Source organism: Enterobacter sp. SST3, from assembly GCF_000286655.1.
Lineage (GTDB): Bacteria > Pseudomonadota > Gammaproteobacteria > Enterobacterales > Enterobacteriaceae > Enterobacter > Enterobacter roggenkampii.
This window is the reverse complement of record NZ_ALNS01000015.1, coordinates 37,331-56,233: the sequence shown is the minus strand read 5'-3', so window position 1 is coordinate 56,233 and position 18,903 is coordinate 37,331. Positions and strand designations below refer to the sequence as shown.

The 18,903-nt window shown below is 55.9% G+C and carries 16 protein-coding genes; 4 read left to right on the top strand and 12 right to left on the bottom strand.

Annotation, left to right across the window (positions count from 1 at the left end; genetic code table 11):
• Positions 1-45 precede the first annotated feature (45 nt).
• Positions 46-1,662, bottom strand: coding sequence for a peptide ABC transporter substrate-binding protein (locus B498_RS11605; protein WP_008501259.1), 1,617 nt, complete (start codon positions 1,660-1,662; stop codon positions 46-48).
• A gap of 185 nt (positions 1,663-1,847) precedes the next feature.
• Here B498_RS11605 and mpaA point away from each other — a divergent pair, with 185 nt between their 5' ends.
• Positions 1,848-2,561 (top strand): murein tripeptide amidase MpaA, encoded by a 714-nt coding sequence (gene mpaA / locus B498_RS11610; RefSeq protein WP_008501258.1) that lies wholly within the window; start codon positions 1,848-1,850, stop codon positions 2,559-2,561.
• Here mpaA and ycjG read toward each other — a convergent pair.
• Positions 2,552-3,517: an L-Ala-D/L-Glu epimerase gene (ycjG, locus tag B498_RS11615; RefSeq protein WP_008501257.1), complete on the bottom strand. Its 966-nt coding sequence runs from the start codon at positions 3,515-3,517 to the stop codon at positions 2,552-2,554. The genes mpaA and ycjG overlap by 10 nt on opposite strands.
• 107 nt (positions 3,518-3,624) lie before the next feature.
• Here ycjG and tpx point away from each other — a divergent pair, with 107 nt between their 5' ends.
• A complete protein-coding gene (gene tpx, locus B498_RS11620) occupies positions 3,625-4,131 on the top strand; it encodes a thiol peroxidase (protein ID WP_008501256.1) in 507 nt (168 codons plus the stop codon).
• Positions 4,132-4,406: 275 nt separating this feature from the next.
• On the top strand, positions 4,407-5,615 hold the full coding sequence (locus B498_RS11625) for an aldose 1-epimerase family protein (protein ID WP_008501255.1): 1,209 nt from the start codon (positions 4,407-4,409) through the stop codon (positions 5,613-5,615).
• Positions 5,616-5,659: 44 nt separating this feature from the next.
• Here B498_RS11625 and tyrR read toward each other — a convergent pair whose 3' ends face one another.
• The 3 genes from tyrR to B498_RS11640 form a co-directional block, all read right to left on the bottom strand.
• Positions 5,660-7,201 carry a transcriptional regulator TyrR gene (gene tyrR, locus B498_RS11630; protein ID WP_008501254.1) on the bottom strand — a complete coding sequence of 514 codons (1,542 nt, stop codon included), beginning with the start codon at positions 7,199-7,201 and terminating at the stop codon, positions 5,660-5,662.
• Between the two features lie 112 nt (positions 7,202-7,313).
• Positions 7,314-8,366, bottom strand: a complete 1,053-nt coding sequence (locus B498_RS11635; RefSeq protein WP_008501253.1) for a YcjF family protein — start codon at positions 8,364-8,366, stop codon at positions 7,314-7,316.
• Positions 8,363-9,760, bottom strand: a complete 1,398-nt coding sequence (locus B498_RS11640; RefSeq protein ID WP_008501252.1) for a YcjX family protein — start codon at positions 9,758-9,760, stop codon at positions 8,363-8,365. The genes B498_RS11635 and B498_RS11640 overlap by 4 nt, the downstream gene beginning before the upstream one ends.
• A 155-nt stretch (positions 9,761-9,915) precedes the next feature.
• Here B498_RS11640 and B498_RS11645 point away from each other — a divergent pair, with 155 nt between their 5' ends.
• On the top strand, positions 9,916-10,926 hold the full coding sequence (locus tag B498_RS11645; RefSeq protein WP_008501251.1) for a LacI family DNA-binding transcriptional regulator: 1,011 nt from the start codon (positions 9,916-9,918) through the stop codon (positions 10,924-10,926).
• 35 nt (positions 10,927-10,961) lie between these two features.
• On the opposite strand, the gene B498_RS11650 is transcribed toward B498_RS11645, so the two are convergent.
• The 7 genes from B498_RS11650 to B498_RS11680 all read right to left on the bottom strand — a co-directional run bounded on the left by B498_RS11650 (position 10,962) and on the right by B498_RS11680 (position 18,894).
• Positions 10,962-11,876: an OmpG family monomeric porin gene (locus B498_RS11650; RefSeq protein WP_008501250.1), complete on the bottom strand. Its 915-nt coding sequence runs from the start codon at positions 11,874-11,876 to the stop codon at positions 10,962-10,964.
• A gap of 65 nt (positions 11,877-11,941) precedes the next feature.
• Positions 11,942-13,024 (bottom strand): ABC transporter ATP-binding protein, encoded by a 1,083-nt coding sequence (locus B498_RS11655; protein ID WP_008501249.1) that lies wholly within the window; start codon positions 13,022-13,024, stop codon positions 11,942-11,944.
• Between the two features lie 13 nt (positions 13,025-13,037).
• The gene (gene pgmB / locus B498_RS11660) at positions 13,038-13,703 is read right to left on the bottom strand and encodes a beta-phosphoglucomutase (protein WP_008501248.1); all 666 of its coding nucleotides are present in this window, start codon (positions 13,701-13,703) and stop codon (positions 13,038-13,040) included.
• The gene (locus B498_RS11665; RefSeq protein WP_008501247.1) at positions 13,693-15,972 is read right to left on the bottom strand and encodes a glycoside hydrolase family 65 protein; all 2,280 of its coding nucleotides are present in this window, start codon (positions 15,970-15,972) and stop codon (positions 13,693-13,695) included. The genes pgmB and B498_RS11665 overlap by 11 nt, the downstream gene beginning before the upstream one ends.
• Positions 15,966-17,024: a Gfo/Idh/MocA family protein gene (locus B498_RS11670; protein ID WP_085930302.1), complete on the bottom strand. Its 1,059-nt coding sequence runs from the start codon at positions 17,022-17,024 to the stop codon at positions 15,966-15,968. The genes B498_RS11665 and B498_RS11670 overlap by 7 nt, the downstream gene beginning before the upstream one ends.
• A gap of 11 nt (positions 17,025-17,035) precedes the next feature.
• Positions 17,036-17,824 carry a sugar phosphate isomerase/epimerase family protein gene (locus tag B498_RS11675; RefSeq protein ID WP_008501245.1) on the bottom strand — a complete coding sequence of 263 codons (789 nt, stop codon included), beginning with the start codon at positions 17,822-17,824 and terminating at the stop codon, positions 17,036-17,038.
• A 17-nt stretch (positions 17,825-17,841) separates the two neighbouring features.
• Positions 17,842-18,894: a zinc-dependent alcohol dehydrogenase gene (locus B498_RS11680; protein WP_008501244.1), complete on the bottom strand. Its 1,053-nt coding sequence runs from the start codon at positions 18,892-18,894 to the stop codon at positions 17,842-17,844.
• Positions 18,895-18,903 lie beyond the last annotated feature (9 nt).

The following is an 18,903-nucleotide window of genomic DNA, read 5'->3' as shown; positions in this document are numbered from 1 at the left end:
TCCATGGTAAAACTGGCGCTCACGTGCGCCAGTTCGCATTAACCATCAGTGCTTCTCAATATACATCGTCCGGCTATACGCCACGTCTTCAGGGTTATTAATCGGATACCCTTTCACCCACGGCTTAATAAGACGACCGTTGGTGTACTGGTAAATAGGCGCGATCGGCGCTTTCTCCATGAGGATTTTCTCCGCCATGTTGTAGTCCGTATTACGCGCTTTCGCCGTGGTTTCGAGCGTCGCCTGGTGGATAATTTTATCGTAAGCCGGGTCGTTGAAACGCGAGATATTGCCGCTGTGGGTAGAGGTCAGCAGGGACAGGAAGGTCGAGGGCTCGTTGTAATCCCCCACCCATGACGCGCGGATCACATCAAAATTGCCGGTGTTGCGGCTGTCGATGTAGGTTTTCCACTCCTGATTTTGCAGCTTGACATCCACACCGAGGTTTTTCTTCCACATGGACGCCACCGCAATGGCGATTTTCTGGTGGTTTTCCGACGTGTTGTACAGCAGGTTCAGCTTCAGCGGACGCTGAGGGCCGTAGCCTGCGGCCTGGAGCAAGGTTTTGGCCTGAGCGTTCAGCTCCTGCTGGGACATCTGCTCAAACGGTGAAGGTTCAGGCGTGAAGCCCGCCGTCACGTCAGGGGTGAAATGCCAGGCCGGTTTCTCGCCGGTACCCAGTACCTTATCCGCCATAATGCGGCGATCGATAGTCATGCTCAGCGCAAGACGGACCCTGGCATCGGCGGTCGGGCCCTTTTGTGTGTTAAACGCGTAGTAATAGGTCCCGAGCTGAGGCGGCGTATACACCTGGCCAGGAATATCCTTCAGGAGCTTCTGATACATGTTTTTCGGGAACGATTCGGTAATATCGATATCCCCTGCCAGATAGCGTTTCGTGGCGGACGATTCCTGATTAATCGGAATAAAGGTCACTTTTTGCAGGACAGTTTTCGCATTGTCCCAGTAGTGGGTGTTCGGCACGACAACCAGTTTTTCATTCACCACGCGCGCGTTCAGAACGTAGGCCCCGTTACCGACCAGCGCTCCCGGACGCGTCCACTCTTTCCCGCTTTCAACATTGGCTTTTTGCACCGGATAGAAGGCGAAGTTTGCCGTTAGGTTGCTAAACCACGGTAGCGGTTTATCCAGCTGGACGCGCAACGTTCTGGCATCCACCGCCGTCACGCCCAGGGTATCTGGCGCCGCTTTACCATCAATAATGGCCTGCGCGTTGCTGATGCCTGCCAGCGCCGCAAACCAGGCAAACGGAGAGGTCGTTTTCGGATCAACCAGACGCTGCCAGCTGTAGACAAAATCCTGCGCGGTAACCGGCGTACCGTCAGACCATTTTGCGTTATCGCGCAGGGTGAACGTCCAGATTCGGTTATCGTTGCTCTGCCAGCGCGTCGCCACGCCCGGAGTCAGTTCCCCTCTCTCATTCTGATTTACCAGCCCTTCGAAAAGATCGCGAATCACCTGAATCTCTGGCAACCCCACCGCTTTTGCGGGATCGAGCGAAGCCGGTTCGTCTTTAATGTGTCTGACCAGCTCCTGTTTTTGCGCCAGCACCGTGCCCTGTGGCACATCAGCAGCGTATGAGAGTGAAGAGAGTCCGCACAGGCACAGTGCGGCAAAAAGACGCGAAACAGGATGCTTCATAAGATCCCCTTTAAAAAATTCAGGTAAAAAGCAGATGCGTAATTATTTGTTTCGACAGTAAGAAATGCAAACAACTTACGCCTGAATAGTGATTTAAGGCAATTCTCAGCCGTTAAGGAAACTATTTGATTAACAGCGGCTTTTGCACAACACTGCCTGTAGAGACTTCGTTATCAGGATATCGTATGGCAACCACCCGACCCCGCGCGGAACGCGGCGCCTTCCCTCCGGGCGCTGAACAATATGGCCGCTCATTTTTAGGCGCATCGCTGATCTGGTTCCCGGCCCCCGATGCCGATCGCGACAGCGGTTTGGTTATTGCCGGCACGCACGGAGATGAGAACTCGTCTGTCGTCACGCTCTCGTGCGCGCTGCGGACGCTGACCCCGGCATTGCGACGTCACCACGTGATTCTTGCCGTGAATCCGGACGGCTGTCAGCTTGGATTACGGGCGAATGCGCGAGGAATCGACCTAAACCGTAATTTCCCGGCGGCAAACTGGCGCGCAGGGGAAACGGTATATCGCTGGAACAGCTCCGCCGAGGAGCGGGACGTGGTGCTGCTCACGGGCGATAAACCCGGATCGGAGCCGGAAACGCAGGCGCTGTGCCAGCTTATCCATAAGATCCACCCCGCCTGGGTTGTCTCCTTTCACGATCCGCTGGCCTGTATTGAAGATCCGCGCCACTCTGACCTGGGCGCGTGGCTGGCCCAGGCGTTCGCCCTCCCGCTCGTCACCAGCGTGGGCTATGAGACACCCGGTTCATTCGGCAGCTGGTGCGCCGACTTGAGCCTGCCCTGCATCACCGCTGAGTTCCCGGCGATCTCCTCCGACGAAGCCAGCGAAAAATACTTAAAGGCAATGATGGATCTGTTGCGCTGGCAGCCTCAGAGGTGAAGTACGCCGCTGGTAAAATTAAGCGCCGGTGAAACGTCAACGGCCAGCCACGTCGGGCCATCCAGATCGGCGAAACGGACCTGATTGACCAGCGGCAGCGCCGCACCGATCGCCCGCGAGGTGCAAAGCATGCATCCCAGCATCAGGGCGAACCCCTGCGCCCGGGCGTCCGCCGCCAGGGCCAGGGCTTCAGTCAGTCCGCCAGTCTTGTCGAGTTTGATATTGACCATGTCATAGCGGCCCTTAAGCGCGCTCAAATTCTCACGGGTATGACAGCTTTCATCCGCACAGACGGGCAACGGATGGATAAAATTCTTCAGCGCCGCATCCTCTTTTGCCGGCAGAGGCTGCTCCAGCATCGCCACGCCCAGATCGGCCAGCAGCTGGCATCGCGCGGCCAGCCCTTCGGGATGCCACGACTCGTTGGCGTCAACAATGAGCGTGGCTGACGGCACCGCCGAGCGAATGGCGACCATCCGCTCGCTGATCAGACGATCGTCGAGCTTCACTTTTAACAACGTGGCCCCGGCGTCATAGAGCGCTTTCGCACTGGCGGCCATCTGCTCGGGCTCCCCAATCACGACCGTTTGCGCGGTCACGACGGACTCCGGCACGACCACGCCCAGCAATGACGTCAGCGATTTTTGCTGCTTAGCGGCTTCAAGGCTCCAGAGCGCACAGTCGATGGCGTTGCGCGCCGCCCCGGCGGATAAGCGCTGCTGTAACGCGTCGCGCGTGAGGCCTTTTTGCAGGTCAGGTACCAGGGTCATGATCTGCGCCATCACGGATGGCAGACTTTCCCCATAGCGCGGGTAAGGCGTACATTCCCCGACGCCTTTAAACCCCTCTTCTTCGATTTCGACCACAACCACGCTGGCTTCACTTCGGCTGCCGCGAGAGATCACAAACGGGGTATGCAATGGCCAGGCTTCTTCATAGACCTTAACGCTTCTCATCACTGACTCCTTGCGGCCCGGAAAGGCGAAAAATTTGGTTTGCCGTGTTATCTGCTGATGGCATACACTAGCCACGACGTTAACTATATGTAAACAGGAAGATATCTATGTCACAACTCGTTCATTTCCAGGGCAACCCGGTTGCTGTAGCAGGTTCCATTCCGCAGGCTGGCAGCAAAGCGCAGGCTTTTACTCTGGTGGCTAAAGATCTGTCTGACGTCACACTGGCTCAGTTTGCGGGCAAACGCAAAGTACTGAACATTTTCCCAAGCATTGATACCGGCGTTTGTGCCGCATCCGTGCGTAAATTCAACCAGCTGGCGACTGAAATGGACAACACCGTGGTGCTGTGCATTTCCGCTGACCTGCCGTTTGCCCAGTCCCGTTTCTGCGGTGCCGAAGGCCTGAGCAACGTTATCACCCTTTCCACCCTGCGCAGCGCTGATTTCCTCGAGAACTACGGCGTCAGCATCGCGGAAGGCCCACTGAAAGGTCTGGCAGCACGTGCTGTACTGGTTCTGGACGAAAACGACACTGTCGTTTTCAGCGAACTGGTTAACGAAATCACCACCGAGCCGGACTACACTGCCGCGCTGGATGTGCTGAAAGCATAATAAGTCCTTAGCATTCTATACAACTTATTCTCAACCTCGCCACGGCGGGGTTTTTTATTAGAAAATAGCTGAATCGTTAAAGCCAAAATATTCATCGATCACAAAAATAATGCAATAAAGGCAGCCACATGTAACTTCCGCGTGATCATTAACGCATTCTAATTGTTAAAATCACCTAATTTTAACCTCAGTGAAGCCCATCACATTTCCCTTTTTGTCTAAACATTAGATTTGCTTACGAAAGTAAATAATCGTTTCAGCAAAAAGGATAAAATATGAAGATCAAATTCGCTTTTACGCTCCTGGCGGTCCTGGTTTCTGGCCATGCCGCGGCTAAAACCTGGGTGCTGACAAGTGCTGAAAGCAGCGTAGAGAAAGGAAACTGGAAGATTTCCAGTGATGAGCTGAAAGTTAAAGATAAGACGTTCAGCATTGAGCAAAAAGTCTTGCGCGGCGGCAAGCAGGAAGGCAGTAAAGTCATCATTATTAGCAGTAAAGATGGCCTGACGATTGCCCTGAGCCCGACACGCGGCATGAACCTTCTACACGTTGAAGGGTTTGGCACCCGACTGGGGTGGGATTCCCCTGTCAAAGAGGTCGTGAATCCGGCTTATATCAACCTTGAGAGCCGCAACGGTCTCGGCTGGCTGGATGGTTTCAACGAGATGATGGTGCGCTGTGGCTACGAGTGGACAGGTCACCCTGTCACGGCGGACGGGCAAATTTACACCCTGCATGGCAGGGCCGGGAATACACCGGTATCACAGGTGGAAGTTGAGGTGGCGGATGCCGCCCCGCATGAGATCCGCGTTCGGGGTTTGATCAAAGAGAGCACGTTCAAAAAAGCGGATCTGCAGACCATGACCGAACTGCGCTACGTTCCCGGAACCAACCAGTTCAGCCTGCATGATGTTCTCACTAACCATGCCGATTATCCTCACGATTACCAAATTATCTATCACAGCAACTTCGGGACGCCGATCCTCGAAGAAGGCGCACGTTTCCTTGCGCCAGCGGCGAGCGTAAGCCCATTCAATGACTACGCCAAAGCGGGCGTTAACGACTGGCAAACCTATGCCGGGCCGACAAAAGGCTTTGATGAGATGGTCTTTAACATTCAGCCGCTCGCCGACAACAACCACGAAACGCTCGCGGCGGTGGTCAATAAAGCCGGCGATAAAGGCGCATCAATCCAGTTTGATACGCGCCAGCTGCCCGTGCTGACCTTGTGGAAAAACACCGATACGCTGAAGCAGGGTTATGTCACGGGCATCGAACCGGGCACCAGCTACGCCTACCCCGTGACGATTGAACGCCAACAGAAGCGGGTTAAGCAGCTGCAGCCTGGCGCCAGCGCGCAGTTTGATCTGACCTATACCCTGCTCCACAGCCCGCAGCAGGTGAAAGAGGTTGAAAGCAGGATTGCGTCGATTCAGGGCGAGACAAAAACAGACATCGTTAACACGCCGCTGGCGAAGGAATAAATCTAAAGTGAAAAGTAAAAAGCCTCTTTGCAGAGGCTTTTTTGTTATTCGTCACCTTTCTTATGATTCAAACCATACTCACGTAGCTTATTGGCGATTGCGGTGTGCGAGACGCCCAGGCGTTTTGCCAGTTTGCGGGTGCTGGGATAGCTGCGGTACAGCTGCGTCAGCACAGAACGCTCGAAACGGCTGGTGATGTCATCAAGTGACCCTTCCATCGCCTCTTCCCCTACCGATACCGTTCCGGCGTCGTAATCCGGCAACAGGATATCCTGCGGGCGCAGCTCATACCCTTCAAGCTGGGTCAGCGCGCGATATACGGCGTTTTTGAGCTGACGAATGTTCCCCGGCCAGCCGTAGCGCATAAGCACCGTGCCAAGATCGGCTGACAGCTTCGGACGAGGAACCCCCTGCTCATCGGCAAAGCGGGCGACGAACAGCTCCGTAAGCGGCATGATGTCCTGCGGACAATCGCGCAGCGGCGGAATGTTCAGCGTCAGGACGTTAAGGCGGTAATAGAGATCCTCACGGAAGATCCCCTTTTGCACCAGTTCCACCAGGTTCTTCTGGGTGGCGCAAATGACGCGCACGTCCACATGCACCTCGTGATCCTCACCGACGCGGCGGAACGTGCCGTCGTTCAGGAAACGCAGCAGCTTAGCCTGCATACGCGGCGACATTTCGCCGATCTCGTCCAGCAGCACGGAGCCGCCGTTAGCCTGCTCGAAGAACCCTTTCTTGCCCTCCGGCGCGTGACCAAACAGCTCGCTTTCAACGGCATCTTCCGGAATCGAGGCGCAGTTAAGTGCCAGATAAGGCTTAGCCGCACGCGGGCTCGCCAGATGCACGGCGTGAGCCAGCAGGTCTTTCCCGGTGCCGGTATCGCCGGTAATCAGCAGCGGCGCGGTCAGGCTTGCGAGCTTACGCGCCTGATCAACCACATGGCGCATTTTCGGGCTGACGGCAATAATCTGGCTGAACGCGCCAACGTCCTGACTGGAGAGGTTTTGCAGCTGACGACCCATGCGTAGCGTCGAGCGCAGCATGATCACCGCCCCGGTCAACACGCGGGTATTCCCTTCCCCTTTCAGATAGACCGGCGTGATCTCCATCAGGAAATTCTGCCCGTTAATCACCACATGCTCGCTGTGCGTGTTCTGCGGATTGCTGTCCAGCCAGCGCTGGAAGTTAAAACCAGGGATCAGCTGCGCGGCGTGATGATTGCTCAGCTTCTCCTGGCTCTGCGCGAAAAGCTGGCAGCTCGCGTGGTTAACGCGCTCAACTTTGCTTTTCAAATCCAGAGAGAGGAACGGTTCAGGCATGGCTTCCAGCAGCGCGCTCAGCGCCAGGTGCTCACGCTCGGACGGCATCCAGGGAATGGTGCGTACATCCGTAACGCCAGCGATACGGCGGATTTCCGCCATCAGGCTGCTGAAGGTATTAAATTCAATTTCGGCAAAATTGAGGTAAATTCGCCCGACAGGATCGATCTCAATGCCACGTAAATCAATGCTACGTAAAACAAGAAGATCGAGTAATTCGCGGGTCAGACCGAGACGGTCTTCACAGAAGACTTCAAGACGCATGGGAAATTCACCGTTTTAAGCCAATAACAGTAAAATGATATGTCAGAACACGGTGATCGGGAAGATGGCTGTCAACAAATATTGACAGCCAGCACGATTAGTGAACAAAACCTCACGGCGAAGGTTTTTTATTGAGCGTCTCTTTGAGCTGGCCGATCAGTTCACGCCTGAAATCCCCCAGCCGGGGCTTATCGCCGTCAATCCAGGGCAGCGGACGGCAGACTTCCATCGCTTTAATCCCCAGGCGTGCGGTTAATAATCCCGCACCGATGCCCTGAGCCGCACGGGCAGAAAGACGCGCCGCCAGATCCTGCGACATCCAGTCCATACCCACTTCGCGCACCAGCTCACTCGCCCCGGCAAACGCGATATTGAGCAGGACCAGCTTAAACAGTCTGATCCGACTGTAGTAACCCAGCTCTATGCCGTAAAGGTTCGCAATACGGTTGATCAGGCGCAGGTTACGCCAGGCGATAAAGGCCATATCGACCAGCGCCAGCGGGCTGACGGCAATCATCAATGTGGATTCCGCCGCAGAACGGCTGATTTCGCGCCGCGCCTGAGCATCCAGCACCGGCTGTACCATGTGGGAATAGAGCGTCACCACTTCCCGGTCATTCTGAGTTTCATGGATGGCGGCATACCAGCGCTGAAGCGCCGGGTGCGACTGATCGATTCCGGCCTGACTGGCCAGCTTTTCACAGAACGCGCGGCCTTTCCCGGTGCCGTGGCTGTGGAGCAGATCCCGCGCTTCATCACGCTCGTGCGCGCGCTGGCGCAGACGCCAGAGTCGACGCCATTCGGTGGCAACCGACCCGACGCCCGCCCCCACAATCAGCGCGCCTGCGGCACATCCGCCCAGCGCGACCCAGTCCTGAGTTTGCCAGGCATTCATCGTCCACTGCACGCCCTGAGCCACCACGCTTACGCCAAACAGCGCCAGACCGGCGGTAACCATCCTGCGCCACAGGCTGCGTTTTGGACGCAGCGCGGCGTCCACGACCGCCTCCGCCGGACCGTCTTCAACAGCGGGCTCGTCCTGCAGCGCCGGGGCAAAGTTATCGGCCTGGCTTCCGCTGAACGTCTGCGCCGTTTTGAACGCCTCCTGAGGGTTCTGCTCAAGCGTTCCGGTAAAGTCAATGCGCGGTTTTAACGGTTCCGTCATCGCAATTTATCTCCAATCAAAAACTCCAGCGCCGCATCCAGACGGATGTGCGGTAAAGGCCTGTCGACGCTCATGGCCTGCGGGCGGAAGGCTTCAAACTGAAAGCCCTGTTTCTGCCAGAAGGCCTGGCCCGGCAGCCGCGCAGGCACTTCGCCTGGGTAGACAGTAAGCGGTTCACCGTCGCTGAGCCGGTTCCCGCGTAATGCCGGTATTTTCTCGCCGTTAAGGTCAATTAGCCCGCTTTGCGTCGCCTGCACGGACGCGAGCCCAAGGCAATCCATGCCGATCCCTTCGAAGGCGGCGTTTTGCCAGGCGTCCTGTACCAGCTGCTGTAGCAGCGACACCATATTGGCATGCTGGTCGACGGTGACGTGATCGGCTTTTGTGGCCGCAAAGAGCAGTTTATCGATCACCGGTGAGAAAAGACGGCGGAACAGCGTCCGCTGCCCGTAGTGAAAACTTTGCATCAGCTGCGTCAGGGCAAGACGCATATCGTTGAATGCCTGTGGCCCGCTGTTGAGAGGCTGCAGACAATCCACCAGCACAATCTGACGGTCAAATCGTAAAAAGTGGTTCTTATAGAATCCCTTGACCACCTTCTCACAATAGTAATGGTAGCGCTCGCGCAGCATACCGGCGTTAGTATGCTTATCCGCCTGCGCCAGCGTCGACTCGCCAACCCCGTCCACATCCGGCCAGGGGAAAAACTGAAGCGCAGGCGCGCCCGCTAAATCACCCGGCAGAACAAAGCGCCCCGGCTGAATGAAGTGTAACCCTTCCTGTTTACACTGGTGTAAATACGCCGTCCAGGCGTCGGCAATGGCCGCCAGACGGTTTTCATCTGCTGGCGCAAGCGGGTCCAGCCCTTCGCACAGCTGTCGCCATTTGGCCGACCACTCGGCGCGTTGCCCCTGCAGCAATCCCGTCATCTGGCGTGACCAGCTGAGGTAATCCTGCGCCAGCATCGGCAGGTCGAGCAGCCATTCGCCGGGGTAATCGACGATTTCAAGGTATAACGTGGAGGTATCCTTGAAATGGCGCATCAGGGATTCATTCGAGCGGAAACGCAGCGCAAGACGAATTTCACTGACCCCTCGCGTCGGCGTCGGCCACGCGGGCGGGTCGCCATAAAGCTGTGCCAGCCCTTCGTCATAGGTAAAACGGGGAATGCCAAAATCACGCTGTGGAACGCGCTTAACGCCCAGCAGACGCTCTTCCCGCACCGCGCCAAGCAACGGCAGACGCGCCCCGGCGTGCAGGTTCAGGAGCTGGTTCACCATCGCGGTGATAAACGCCGTCTTACCGCTTCGGCTCAAGCCCGTCACCGCCAGTCGAAGATGACGGTCAACGCCGCGGTTTACCAGTGAATTGATTTCGTTTTTAAGTCGCTTCATCGCCGTCCTTCGTTGCCTGGAAACCTTGAATGCATGGCTTCAGAATACAATAAATGGGGGCAGATCGTTGATTATCAATTCTTATTTATTGCTATTGCCGTTTTTTCTCCAGTAAGATGAACGCCATTGCTGTCAGTCCTGAGTGAGTAAGGTGTATGTCACCCACCATTTATGATATCGCACGGGTTGCGGGCGTATCGAAATCAACCGTTTCCCGCGTTCTGAATAAACAAACGAATATTTCTCCTGAAGCGCGTGACAAAGTGCTGAAGGCGATTGACGAATTAAATTATCAGCCCAACAAACTGGCCCGTGCCCTGACCTCTTCAGGATTCGATGCCATTATGGTTATTTCGACCCGTTCAACCAAAACCACTGCCGGCAATCCTTTTTTCTCCGATGTTCTTCATGCCATTACGGCAAAAGCGGAAGAAGAAGGATTCGATGTTATTTTACAAACCTCAAAAAGCAGTGAAGACGATCTCCTGAAATGCGTGAGTAAAATAAAACAGAAGATGATCAAAGGGATCATCATGCTGAGTTCGCCCGCAAATGAATCCTTTTTCACCACGCTGGACGCGTATGGCGTACCGGTAGTGGTTATCGGCAAAGTGGAAGGTGAGTATCAGAATATTTATTCCGTCGACACGGATAATTTTCATGACAGCGCCACGCTGACGGAAACCTTTATCAAAAACGGCCGCCGGAAAATTGCCTGCCTGCATGCGCCGCTTGAATATCATGTTTCGATCGATCGCCTGGCGGGTTATAAAGCCAGTCTGGAAAAGCACCATATTGCGATTAACCCGGACTGGATCATGGATGGTGGTTATACCCATGAGAGTGCGCTTAAGGCGGCTCTGGAACTGCTCTCTTCACCCACGCCGCCTGATGCCGTATTTGCTACCGACAGCATGAAGTTACTCGGCCTTTATCGCGCGGCGGACGAGTTAAATCTGATGATACCGGAACAGGTAGTGATAGCCGGATACAGTGACCCGATGCTGTCTCTCATTTTAACGCCCGCACCAGGCGGCTTTGATATCCCCACCCGCAAACTGGGGGAAGAGAGCTGCGATCTTCTCTTCAGGCGTATTGCGGGTCACCCCGCCCCGCAAAAAGTGCTGGTTGATACCCATTTTTTACTGGCGGCCTCGCTGCGCTAAAACCAGGGGCACCAGGCCCCTGGAAGACCCACGGGTCAGAACGCGTAATTTACCCCAACGCCCGCATAGTGGAAGCGGTCGTTTTTACCTTCGTCATGGTTTTCCCATTCGTAGGCGTATTCAAGCGTCATGGATAAACCGTTGTTGAAGTCATAGGCGTACTGCATACCCAGACGGTTGAAATCATGTCCTTCACGCTCAGGATCGTCCTGCCAGTCCCAGTTCGACCAGCGATCGAGCCCCAGTCGGGTGTAAGGCGTTAAGGTCGTCTGACCCAATGAAATAGGCAGGTAGGCGCGAATTTCCTGAGTGGAGAACTCGCCGTTATTACGTGAGCCGTCCATATTGAAACCGCGCTCTAAATAGTAATTCACTTTAGCGGCAAAGGTGTCGTTAATGGTCCAGGTAAAGCCCGTTTCGGTTTCGACGCGGCTGTCTGAATAGCCGGTTTTTTCCAGATCGTTGGCAAACTGATACATGGCAAACCAGCCGCCGAAACGCCAGTCGTCGGTTAATTTAATATCCCAGTCCGGCTGAATTTTGTAGCGCTGCATATTTGCGCTGCCGTCTCTGGCGCCGTGTTCATCCTTAAAGTGATAGCCATAATTACGGAAACCACCGGTCAGACCGAACGTGAAATCATCGGTACCAATAAAACGATAGCGTAATTCAAATTCCGGGCGATCGAAATAGGTCCCACGGGTCATGCTGCTATAATCAACCGGTCCTTCCTGATACATCGCCAGCGAAATAGTCCAGGCATCCCAGGTCGCATTAAACCACACGGAGGGTTCATATAATCCGTCTTTATCTTCTCCCTGGCCTTCGACGTTTTCAATTTCATACATCGCGCCAATATTAAATTCCCATTGTTTAGCCGTTTCTGTTGCATGTGCGCAGCTCACCCCTGCGCACAGCACGAGCGCAGCACTTTTTAGTAGAGTACTCATAAAATATTCCCTTTATAATTAACAAACAAAAAACCGGAAATTTGCATTTCCGGCAAACACCTTTCTTATCTAATAGCCGCTTCGGTATCGGCGTCGAAGAAATGGCACTTATTCATATCGAACTGGATGCCGATATTATCCCCTGCGGCATAATCATTCGCTGCTCCCGCGCGAACCACCAGCTCATGGCCGCCAACGGTGGCGTAGAGCATGAACTCCGCACCGGTCAGTTCGGCTACGCTGACTTTCGCCGCGATATTTTCACCGCTACTCTGCTGGGTGAGAATATCTTCCGGGCGGATCCCAAAGACCACAGCTTTACGCTGATATCCAGCGGCTTGCAGTGCAGCGAGCTTGTCTTCCGGGATCGCCGGGCGCAGCGTTTCCGTGACGAAATAGCGGTCGTCGATGGCACCACGAACAAAGTTCATGGCTGGCGAGCCAATGAACCCCGCGACAAACATGTTTGCCGGCTCGTTGTATACCTGCTTCGGTGCACCGACCTGCTGAATAATACCGTCTTTTAAGATCACAATGCGGGTCGCCATCGTCATGGCTTCCGTCTGATCGTGGGTCACGTAAATCATCGTGGTATTGAGCTTCTGGTGGAGCTTGCTGATTTCAGCCCGCATCTGCACGCGAAGCTTGGCATCGAGGTTGGAGAGCGGTTCATCCATCAGGAACACGCCCGCTTCCCGCACTATCGCCCTGCCCAACGCCACGCGCTGACGCTGACCACCGGACAGCGCGCCGGGTTTACGCTTGAGGTACTCCCGTAAGCCGAGGATTTGTGCGGCCCAGTTGACGCGCTCTTCGATAACCGCCGGAGCGATTTTCTGCATCTTCAGGCCAAACGCCATGTTGTCGTAGACCGTCATATGCGGATAAAGCGCATAGTTCTGGAACACCATGGCGATGTCACGCGATTTGGCGGGCACATCGTTCATACAAACGCCGTCGATCACCAGTTCACCGGCGGAAATCTCCTCCAGCCCGGCAATCATGCGCAGCGTCGTCGATTTACCGCAACCGGACGGGCCGACAAAAACGATAAACTCTTTGTCCTCGATTTCGAGGTTAAAATCCTTCACCACGTGGACCTGGTTATCGTAAATTTTCTGAATATGTTTCAGTGACAGTTGTGCCATTTTTAATTCCTTATCAATACGCCCGGGAGGCCCAGAAATCGGTCAGGCATTTCCAGGTCAGTTCCTGCGTCGAATGAAGCTGTAGTCCCGCATGGGCCAGGCCTGAGCCAATCCCGACCGACAGCATGCCCGCCGCGTTGATCGCCGCCACGCCCGCGGGCGCATCTTCGACCCCAATGGCCGCCTCGGGGCAGACGTCCAGGCCTGCACACGCGGCGAGGAAGATCTCCGGGTCCGGTTTTGAACAGACGATACGGGAAGCATCAGCGCAAAAATCAAAGGCGTCATGAATACCCAGGGCATGCAGTATTCCAGGTGCATTGAGGGAAACGGAGGCGAGCCCAATTTTGACCTTCGCCGCCCGAATGTCCGCCAGCACCTCCCGGATGCCCGGCAGCAGCGACGCCTCGGTCAACGACGACAGCGATGCGACGTAGAGCGCATTTTTCTTCCCCGCCAGCGCCAGGCATTGTTTGTCGTCAAACGCCCCCTCTTTCCCACCGTGTCGCAGGATCCGCTGCAGGGATTCCATGCGGCTAATTCCCTTCAGCTCCTCGTTAAACACCTCATCAATAGTGATGCCGATCTCCTGCGCGACCGAACGCCAGGCGAGAAAATGGAGATGCGCCGTATCGGTGATGACCCCATCAAGATCGAATACAACAGCTTCAGGCTTCATGGCTGGCCTCCGTGGTAGCGGTCCCATTAAAAGACGTAAGAAATTCCCTACGGGACAGTGCCTGCCGCTCCGATACGCATACCGTTTTTCCCCACAGGGTTAACGTGACGGGCGCGGTGGTCTCGATGGTTAAAACGTCATTTTCAAACGCGAAGTGCAGGCGAGCGTTCTGCCAGCGCAGCGGGAAGGCAAGTTTTCGCCAGCGAGCGGGTAGCTTCGGCGCAAGATGCAGCTCTCCCTCAACAATCTGCATGCCGGCAAACCCCTGAATAACGCCGGACCAGATAGCCCCCGTGGCAGCGGCATGAATGCCGTCATCGCTGCTGTGCGGATCGTCGCCCAGATCGATAGCCACGCCAGCGCGCCAGAAGGCGTATGCCCCTTCCGTATCGCCACAGCGGGCGGCCACAATGCCGTGAATAGCCTTGCTCAGCGAAGAGTCATGGATCGTACGTGGCTCGTAAAACGCCAGGTTGGCCGCGCACTGGGCGGGGGTAAATTTCTCCGGCAACAGGTAGTTAAGCATCACCACGTCAGCCTGCTTGAGGATCTGCATCTCGTTAACTTCCGCGCGAGAGTAATCCAGCAGGATGGTCTGCTTACCCGCTTTGGCTTTATAGCGGCTTAAATCGATCGCCGGTTTCGCCATGAACGAATCGTCCTGCGGGATAACGCCCCCGGCGTCGGCTTCCGGCAGCCACAAGCGGGCCAGGAAGGTGGTCGCCTTCTCCATGAAGCAGGCATCTTCACGCTCAAACAACGACATAAACCGACATGCGCTGGCCACGTTGTACCAGGCCAGATAGTTGGTGTAGGCGTTGTTATTCACATGTTCGGTGTATTCGTCCGGCCCAATCACATCATGAATTTCCAGGCGCCCGTTAATCTCCGTAGCGCGGCCCATCCAGAACGTTGCCGTCTCCACCAGCAGGGTCAGCCCTTCATTGCGCATAAATGCGTCATCACGCGTGGCCTGCCAGTAGGCCACAACGGCCCAGGCAATGTCCGCCACGATGTGGTGTTCGGCCAGGGCGGAGGCCACTTTCTGCTGCATGCCCGTACGGATGTTGATGGCTGCAAACTCCGGCGTCTCCTCTTTGCCGCTTGCGGCGCTCTCCCACGGGAACAGCGCGCCCGGCCAGCCGTTGCGGCGGGCTTTTTCCCGGGCCCCGGCCAGGTTCAGCCAGCGATAGCGCAGCAGACTGCGGGCCACCTGCGGACGAGTGAAAAGATGGAAAGGCAGCATGAATATTTCGGTGTCCCAGAAGACATGGCCTTTATACCCCTCGCCGGTCAAGCCCTTAGCGGCAATACTGCTCCGCTCATCATGGGCTGGCGTCATGGTGGTCAGATGCCAGACGGCATAGTCCAGCGCCATCTGATCGTCAGGAGCTGCAGAAGCCACTTCTACCCGGGCGTCACGCCATACGTCTTCCCATGCGCAGGCTGAACTCTCCAGCAGCGAGGCATAACCTCTTGCCGCACAAACCTTGAGATCCGCCAGCACGCTGCGCGCGAAAGATTCCTGCGACAGGGCTTTATCGCTGCGATGGGCCACCCAGACCAACTTATCAAGCGTGACAGTGTCACCCTGCGGTATCGTCAGGGAATAGTGAGCAGAGAGCCGACGATTTTTAGCGGTAAAGCAGCTTTCGCTGTCGGCTGATAGCTGACAAAAAGCCGAGATGACAACGTCAGAGGCCCGGTCCTGTGTTTCATACACACCCTGCATATAGTGCTGGTCGAATACCCTGACAGAAATTTCATCCAGATGCTGACGGCCGGTATTGGTTTGTGTTGCATCAATACCGGTTTTCATCACCACCTGCGAGGCTGCGTCAAGCGGGGTGATCGCAAGCTGCATGGCCACAAGCGGCAGCTGATCCAGAGAGACAAAACGACGACTCTCCAGGCGATAGCGCTTTCCGTTGGGCGAGCGCCACACAACGCGGCGATGCAGCTCGCCGGTGGCAAACGCCAGCTCGCGCTGCCACTCAAGAATGTCCCCGGACAGAAGGGTAAAATTCACCCCGTCCAGCTGAACCTCGATACCGGTGATATCGGGCAAATTGATCAGCTCAGTGGTCTCATTACGTCCCGCCTGGTGATACAAGCCCGCAAGATACATCCCTCGGGTTTGCTGGGTGTAATCTTCTTCATGCGCAGCGCGAATGCCCATGTAGCCGTTACCGCATGCCATAATGGACGCGTACTTATTCAGACTGTGCGGACAAAAGCCCGGATCGGTTAATACAGACACGCTCAGCATAATGTTACGCTTTCTCCTGTTTCTGCCGACTGATAAAGCGCCGCGACAAGCTGCTGAATCACCAGCCCCTGTTCAGCATCTGCAATCATTACGGGCTCTCCCTGCACGTGGCGGACAAAGGCCTCCATGCTGCGTAAATGGCGCTGATCGTCAGCCTCTTCACGCTGAATCAGGGTCTGTAACGCCCCGGCGTCATCCTGATAAATATGTGCCGGGAAAAGCGTCGCCCCCGCTTTTTCACCGCAAAACGCGACATTCATGATCGACTGCTCGCGGATATTCAGCGCAAACGAGGTGTCCAGACGCAAAATGCCGCCGTTGCAGAATTCGATGGTGCCAAACAGGGCATCTTCCACCGTAAACTGAGCAGGATCCCACTCGCCAAACTGGCCGCTGCTTTTCCGGATTCCCAGCCTCTGGAAACCGTGCGCCGTGACCCTTTTGACCGCCGGGAAACCCAGCACGTACATCGCGGCATCCAGCATGTGAATACCAATGTCAATCAGCGGCCCACCGCCCTGCAGCGCTTTATTGGTGAAGACGCCCCAGCCCGGCACGCCGCAGCGCCGCAGCGCCTGCGCCGAGGTGAAGTAGATTTCGCCCAGCGTTCCGTTCATCACGGCCTCGCGCAGCAGTTGCGTATCGAGCGCAAAGCGGTGATGGAAGTCATATGCCAGCACTTTGCCCGCCTTGCGGGCAGCGATCCGCATCTCGTCGGCCTCTTGCGGCGTCATGGCAGGCGGTTTTTCGCACATCACATGACAGCCGGCCTCCAGCGCTGCCATCACATGCTCAAAATGGAATCGGTTTGGCGAACAAACGCTCACCACGTCCGGCTTAACCGCCTCCAGCATGGCGCACGCGTCCTGCCACGCCGACGGTATGGCATGGCGCTCCGCAAAAGCCTGTGCCTGTTCGAGGCGGCTGTCCATGACAGCCACCATCTGAACATCACTGCGCGTGGCGTAATACGAGGCATGCACTTTGTCCGCAACCTGCCCGGCGCCAATGATGGCGACGCGCAGTGGCGACGTTGTTGAAGCACTCATCACGCTCGTCATCCTTAGCATTCGCGTAAATAAGTGAGTGAATCCCGGTAAGCCTGAGCGGGGTCCTCAGCGCGTACGCGGCACTCGTATACCACATAGCCCTGGTAATTATCCGCACGCAGCTGATTGAACAGGCTGGCAAAATCGAGGCTACCGCTTCCCGGCTGATAACGGTGATTATCGGCGATGTGCACATGGCCCAGCAGATCGCTGTGCTGATGCAGCGCCTCCGTCAGCGAATCTTCTTCAATGTTCATATGATAGAAATCGCCGATGATCTGCACGTGCTTGAGGCCGTTCTCTTCGATATAGCGACGTGCGTCAGCCAGGGTGTTGATCATATGATCCTGATAGCGGTTCAGCGGCTCCAGGTAGACGGTGGTTCCGGTGCGCGCGGCCACCTCATCCAGCCAGCGCAGCGATGCACTCACCGCTTTGCGGTCGCCTTCCAGACTGCGTGGAGAGGTCATCGGCGGCAAACGGAAGGTAAACATTCCCCAGGCTGCAGGCACGATAATGCCCTTGCCGCCCACTTCGGCCAGGGCTTCCAGAATGCGTTCAATCTGCGCTAAACCGTTCAGACGACGCTCTTCGATAAAGTCACCAATCCAGCCATCGTATCCGCCGCAGGCGGTCGTGACCGGCAGGCCGGTGGCCTTAATCGCCGCTTTCACCTCGGCGAGATTTTCCACCAGCAGCTTGCCGTCAATCTCATAGCCATCAAAACCCATCGCCTTGATGTACTCGAATTTTTCCAGGATGTTGGACGGGAAAAAGGCCTGATTTTGTGTTGCGATTTTCATGAGTTGCTTTCCTTAGCTTAAAAAGTGACGCCCATTTTGATGCTCAGTTCCGGATGTTGATCCACATATTTCATGTAGCTTTCAGCGCTGGTGGTGAAGGTCACAACCGGGTCGATCAGATCTTCACAATTCAGATAACCGTTCATCAGCAGTTCCCAGCAGGTCTCTTCAATACGCTTGCGGCTCCAGCGCGGGTAATCCGGGTTTGGCTCACTGCAGGCGCGGGAGAAGACAATCTTCGCGTTGTTGAAATGCGCTTCACGCCCCAGGTTAAAGCCTGCTGAGAACGGTTTAGCGAACGCAACGTAGGAGATGGTGCCGCCGTAGGCGAGGCCGCGCAGCGCGGACTGCAGCGCATCGGCAAAGCCGCTGGTCTCGATGATCACGTCTGCGCCCTGCTTTCCGGTCAGCTTTTTAATTTCCAGACCAACGTCTGTGCCGATTGGGTTCAGGCAGTAGTCCGCACCGTGACGACGGGCGATCTCGCAGCGGTGTTCGATCGGATCAACGCCGATAACAACTGACGCGCCAGCTTTTTTCGCCAGCTGAATCGCAATCTGTCCGATGGCTCCCAGGCCGACCACGACAACAAAGTCGCCCACGCGGACGTTGGCATCACGCACGCCGCTCATGGCAAACTGTGCCGGATCGTAGCAGACGGCGTTCTTCCAGGATGCGCCCTGCGGCATTTTGCGCAGCTTGTAGTTGTTGACGGCATTCACGATAACCGTCTCCTGCAGCGGACCGTAGCAGCAGACGCGATCGCCAGCCTGGTATTCCGTGACGTCCGCACCGCATTCAATAATGTCGCCAACAATCATGTTGCCCAGCTGGAACTTACCGAACTCGATTCCGCGCGCTGCGCCCTCTTCACGCGGCGTGAACATCTGCCACTCCGCGTTGAACTCTTCATCGATAAACGGGCTTGCGGCGCGGAAATCGACCACTTCAGTGCCGTGCTTCGGGGCACCAAAGCGGGCACGAATTTTCACTTCATGTGCTTCCACAGCACGATCTTCATATTCCACCAGCGCCGCCACGCGTGGCGCTGTCGCAACTAATTTTTTCATGATTAACTC

What these genes read in the sequence shown, in the direction of transcription:
- B498_RS11605 (WP_008501259.1), bottom strand. Translation starts at nt 1,662, where the DNA reads ATGAAGCATCCTGTTTCGCGTCTTTTTGCCGCACTGTGCCTGTGCGGA.
- mpaA (WP_008501258.1), top strand. Translation starts at nt 1,848, where the DNA reads ATGGCAACCACCCGACCCCGCGCGGAACGCGGCGCCTTCCCTCCGGGC.
- ycjG (WP_008501257.1), bottom strand. Translation starts at nt 3,517, where the DNA reads ATGAGAAGCGTTAAGGTCTATGAAGAAGCCTGGCCATTGCATACCCCG.
- tpx (WP_008501256.1), top strand. Translation starts at nt 3,625, where the DNA reads ATGTCACAACTCGTTCATTTCCAGGGCAACCCGGTTGCTGTAGCAGGT.
- B498_RS11625 (WP_008501255.1), top strand. Translation starts at nt 4,407, where the DNA reads ATGAAGATCAAATTCGCTTTTACGCTCCTGGCGGTCCTGGTTTCTGGC.
- tyrR (WP_008501254.1), bottom strand. Translation starts at nt 7,201, where the DNA reads ATGCGTCTTGAAGTCTTCTGTGAAGACCGTCTCGGTCTGACCCGCGAA.
- B498_RS11635 (WP_008501253.1), bottom strand. Translation starts at nt 8,366, where the DNA reads ATGACGGAACCGTTAAAACCGCGCATTGACTTTACCGGAACGCTTGAG.
- B498_RS11640 (WP_008501252.1), bottom strand. Translation starts at nt 9,760, where the DNA reads ATGAAGCGACTTAAAAACGAAATCAATTCACTGGTAAACCGCGGCGTT.
- B498_RS11645 (WP_008501251.1), top strand. Translation starts at nt 9,916, where the DNA reads ATGTCACCCACCATTTATGATATCGCACGGGTTGCGGGCGTATCGAAA.
- B498_RS11650 (WP_008501250.1), bottom strand. Translation starts at nt 11,876, where the DNA reads ATGAGTACTCTACTAAAAAGTGCTGCGCTCGTGCTGTGCGCAGGGGTG.
- B498_RS11655 (WP_008501249.1), bottom strand. Translation starts at nt 13,024, where the DNA reads ATGGCACAACTGTCACTGAAACATATTCAGAAAATTTACGATAACCAG.
- pgmB (WP_008501248.1), bottom strand. Translation starts at nt 13,703, where the DNA reads ATGAAGCCTGAAGCTGTTGTATTCGATCTTGATGGGGTCATCACCGAT.
- B498_RS11665 (WP_008501247.1), bottom strand. Translation starts at nt 15,972, where the DNA reads ATGCTGAGCGTGTCTGTATTAACCGATCCGGGCTTTTGTCCGCACAGT.
- B498_RS11675 (WP_008501245.1), bottom strand. Translation starts at nt 17,824, where the DNA reads ATGAAAATCGCAACACAAAATCAGGCCTTTTTCCCGTCCAACATCCTG.
- B498_RS11680 (WP_008501244.1), bottom strand. Translation starts at nt 18,894, where the DNA reads ATGAAAAAATTAGTTGCGACAGCGCCACGCGTGGCGGCGCTGGTGGAA.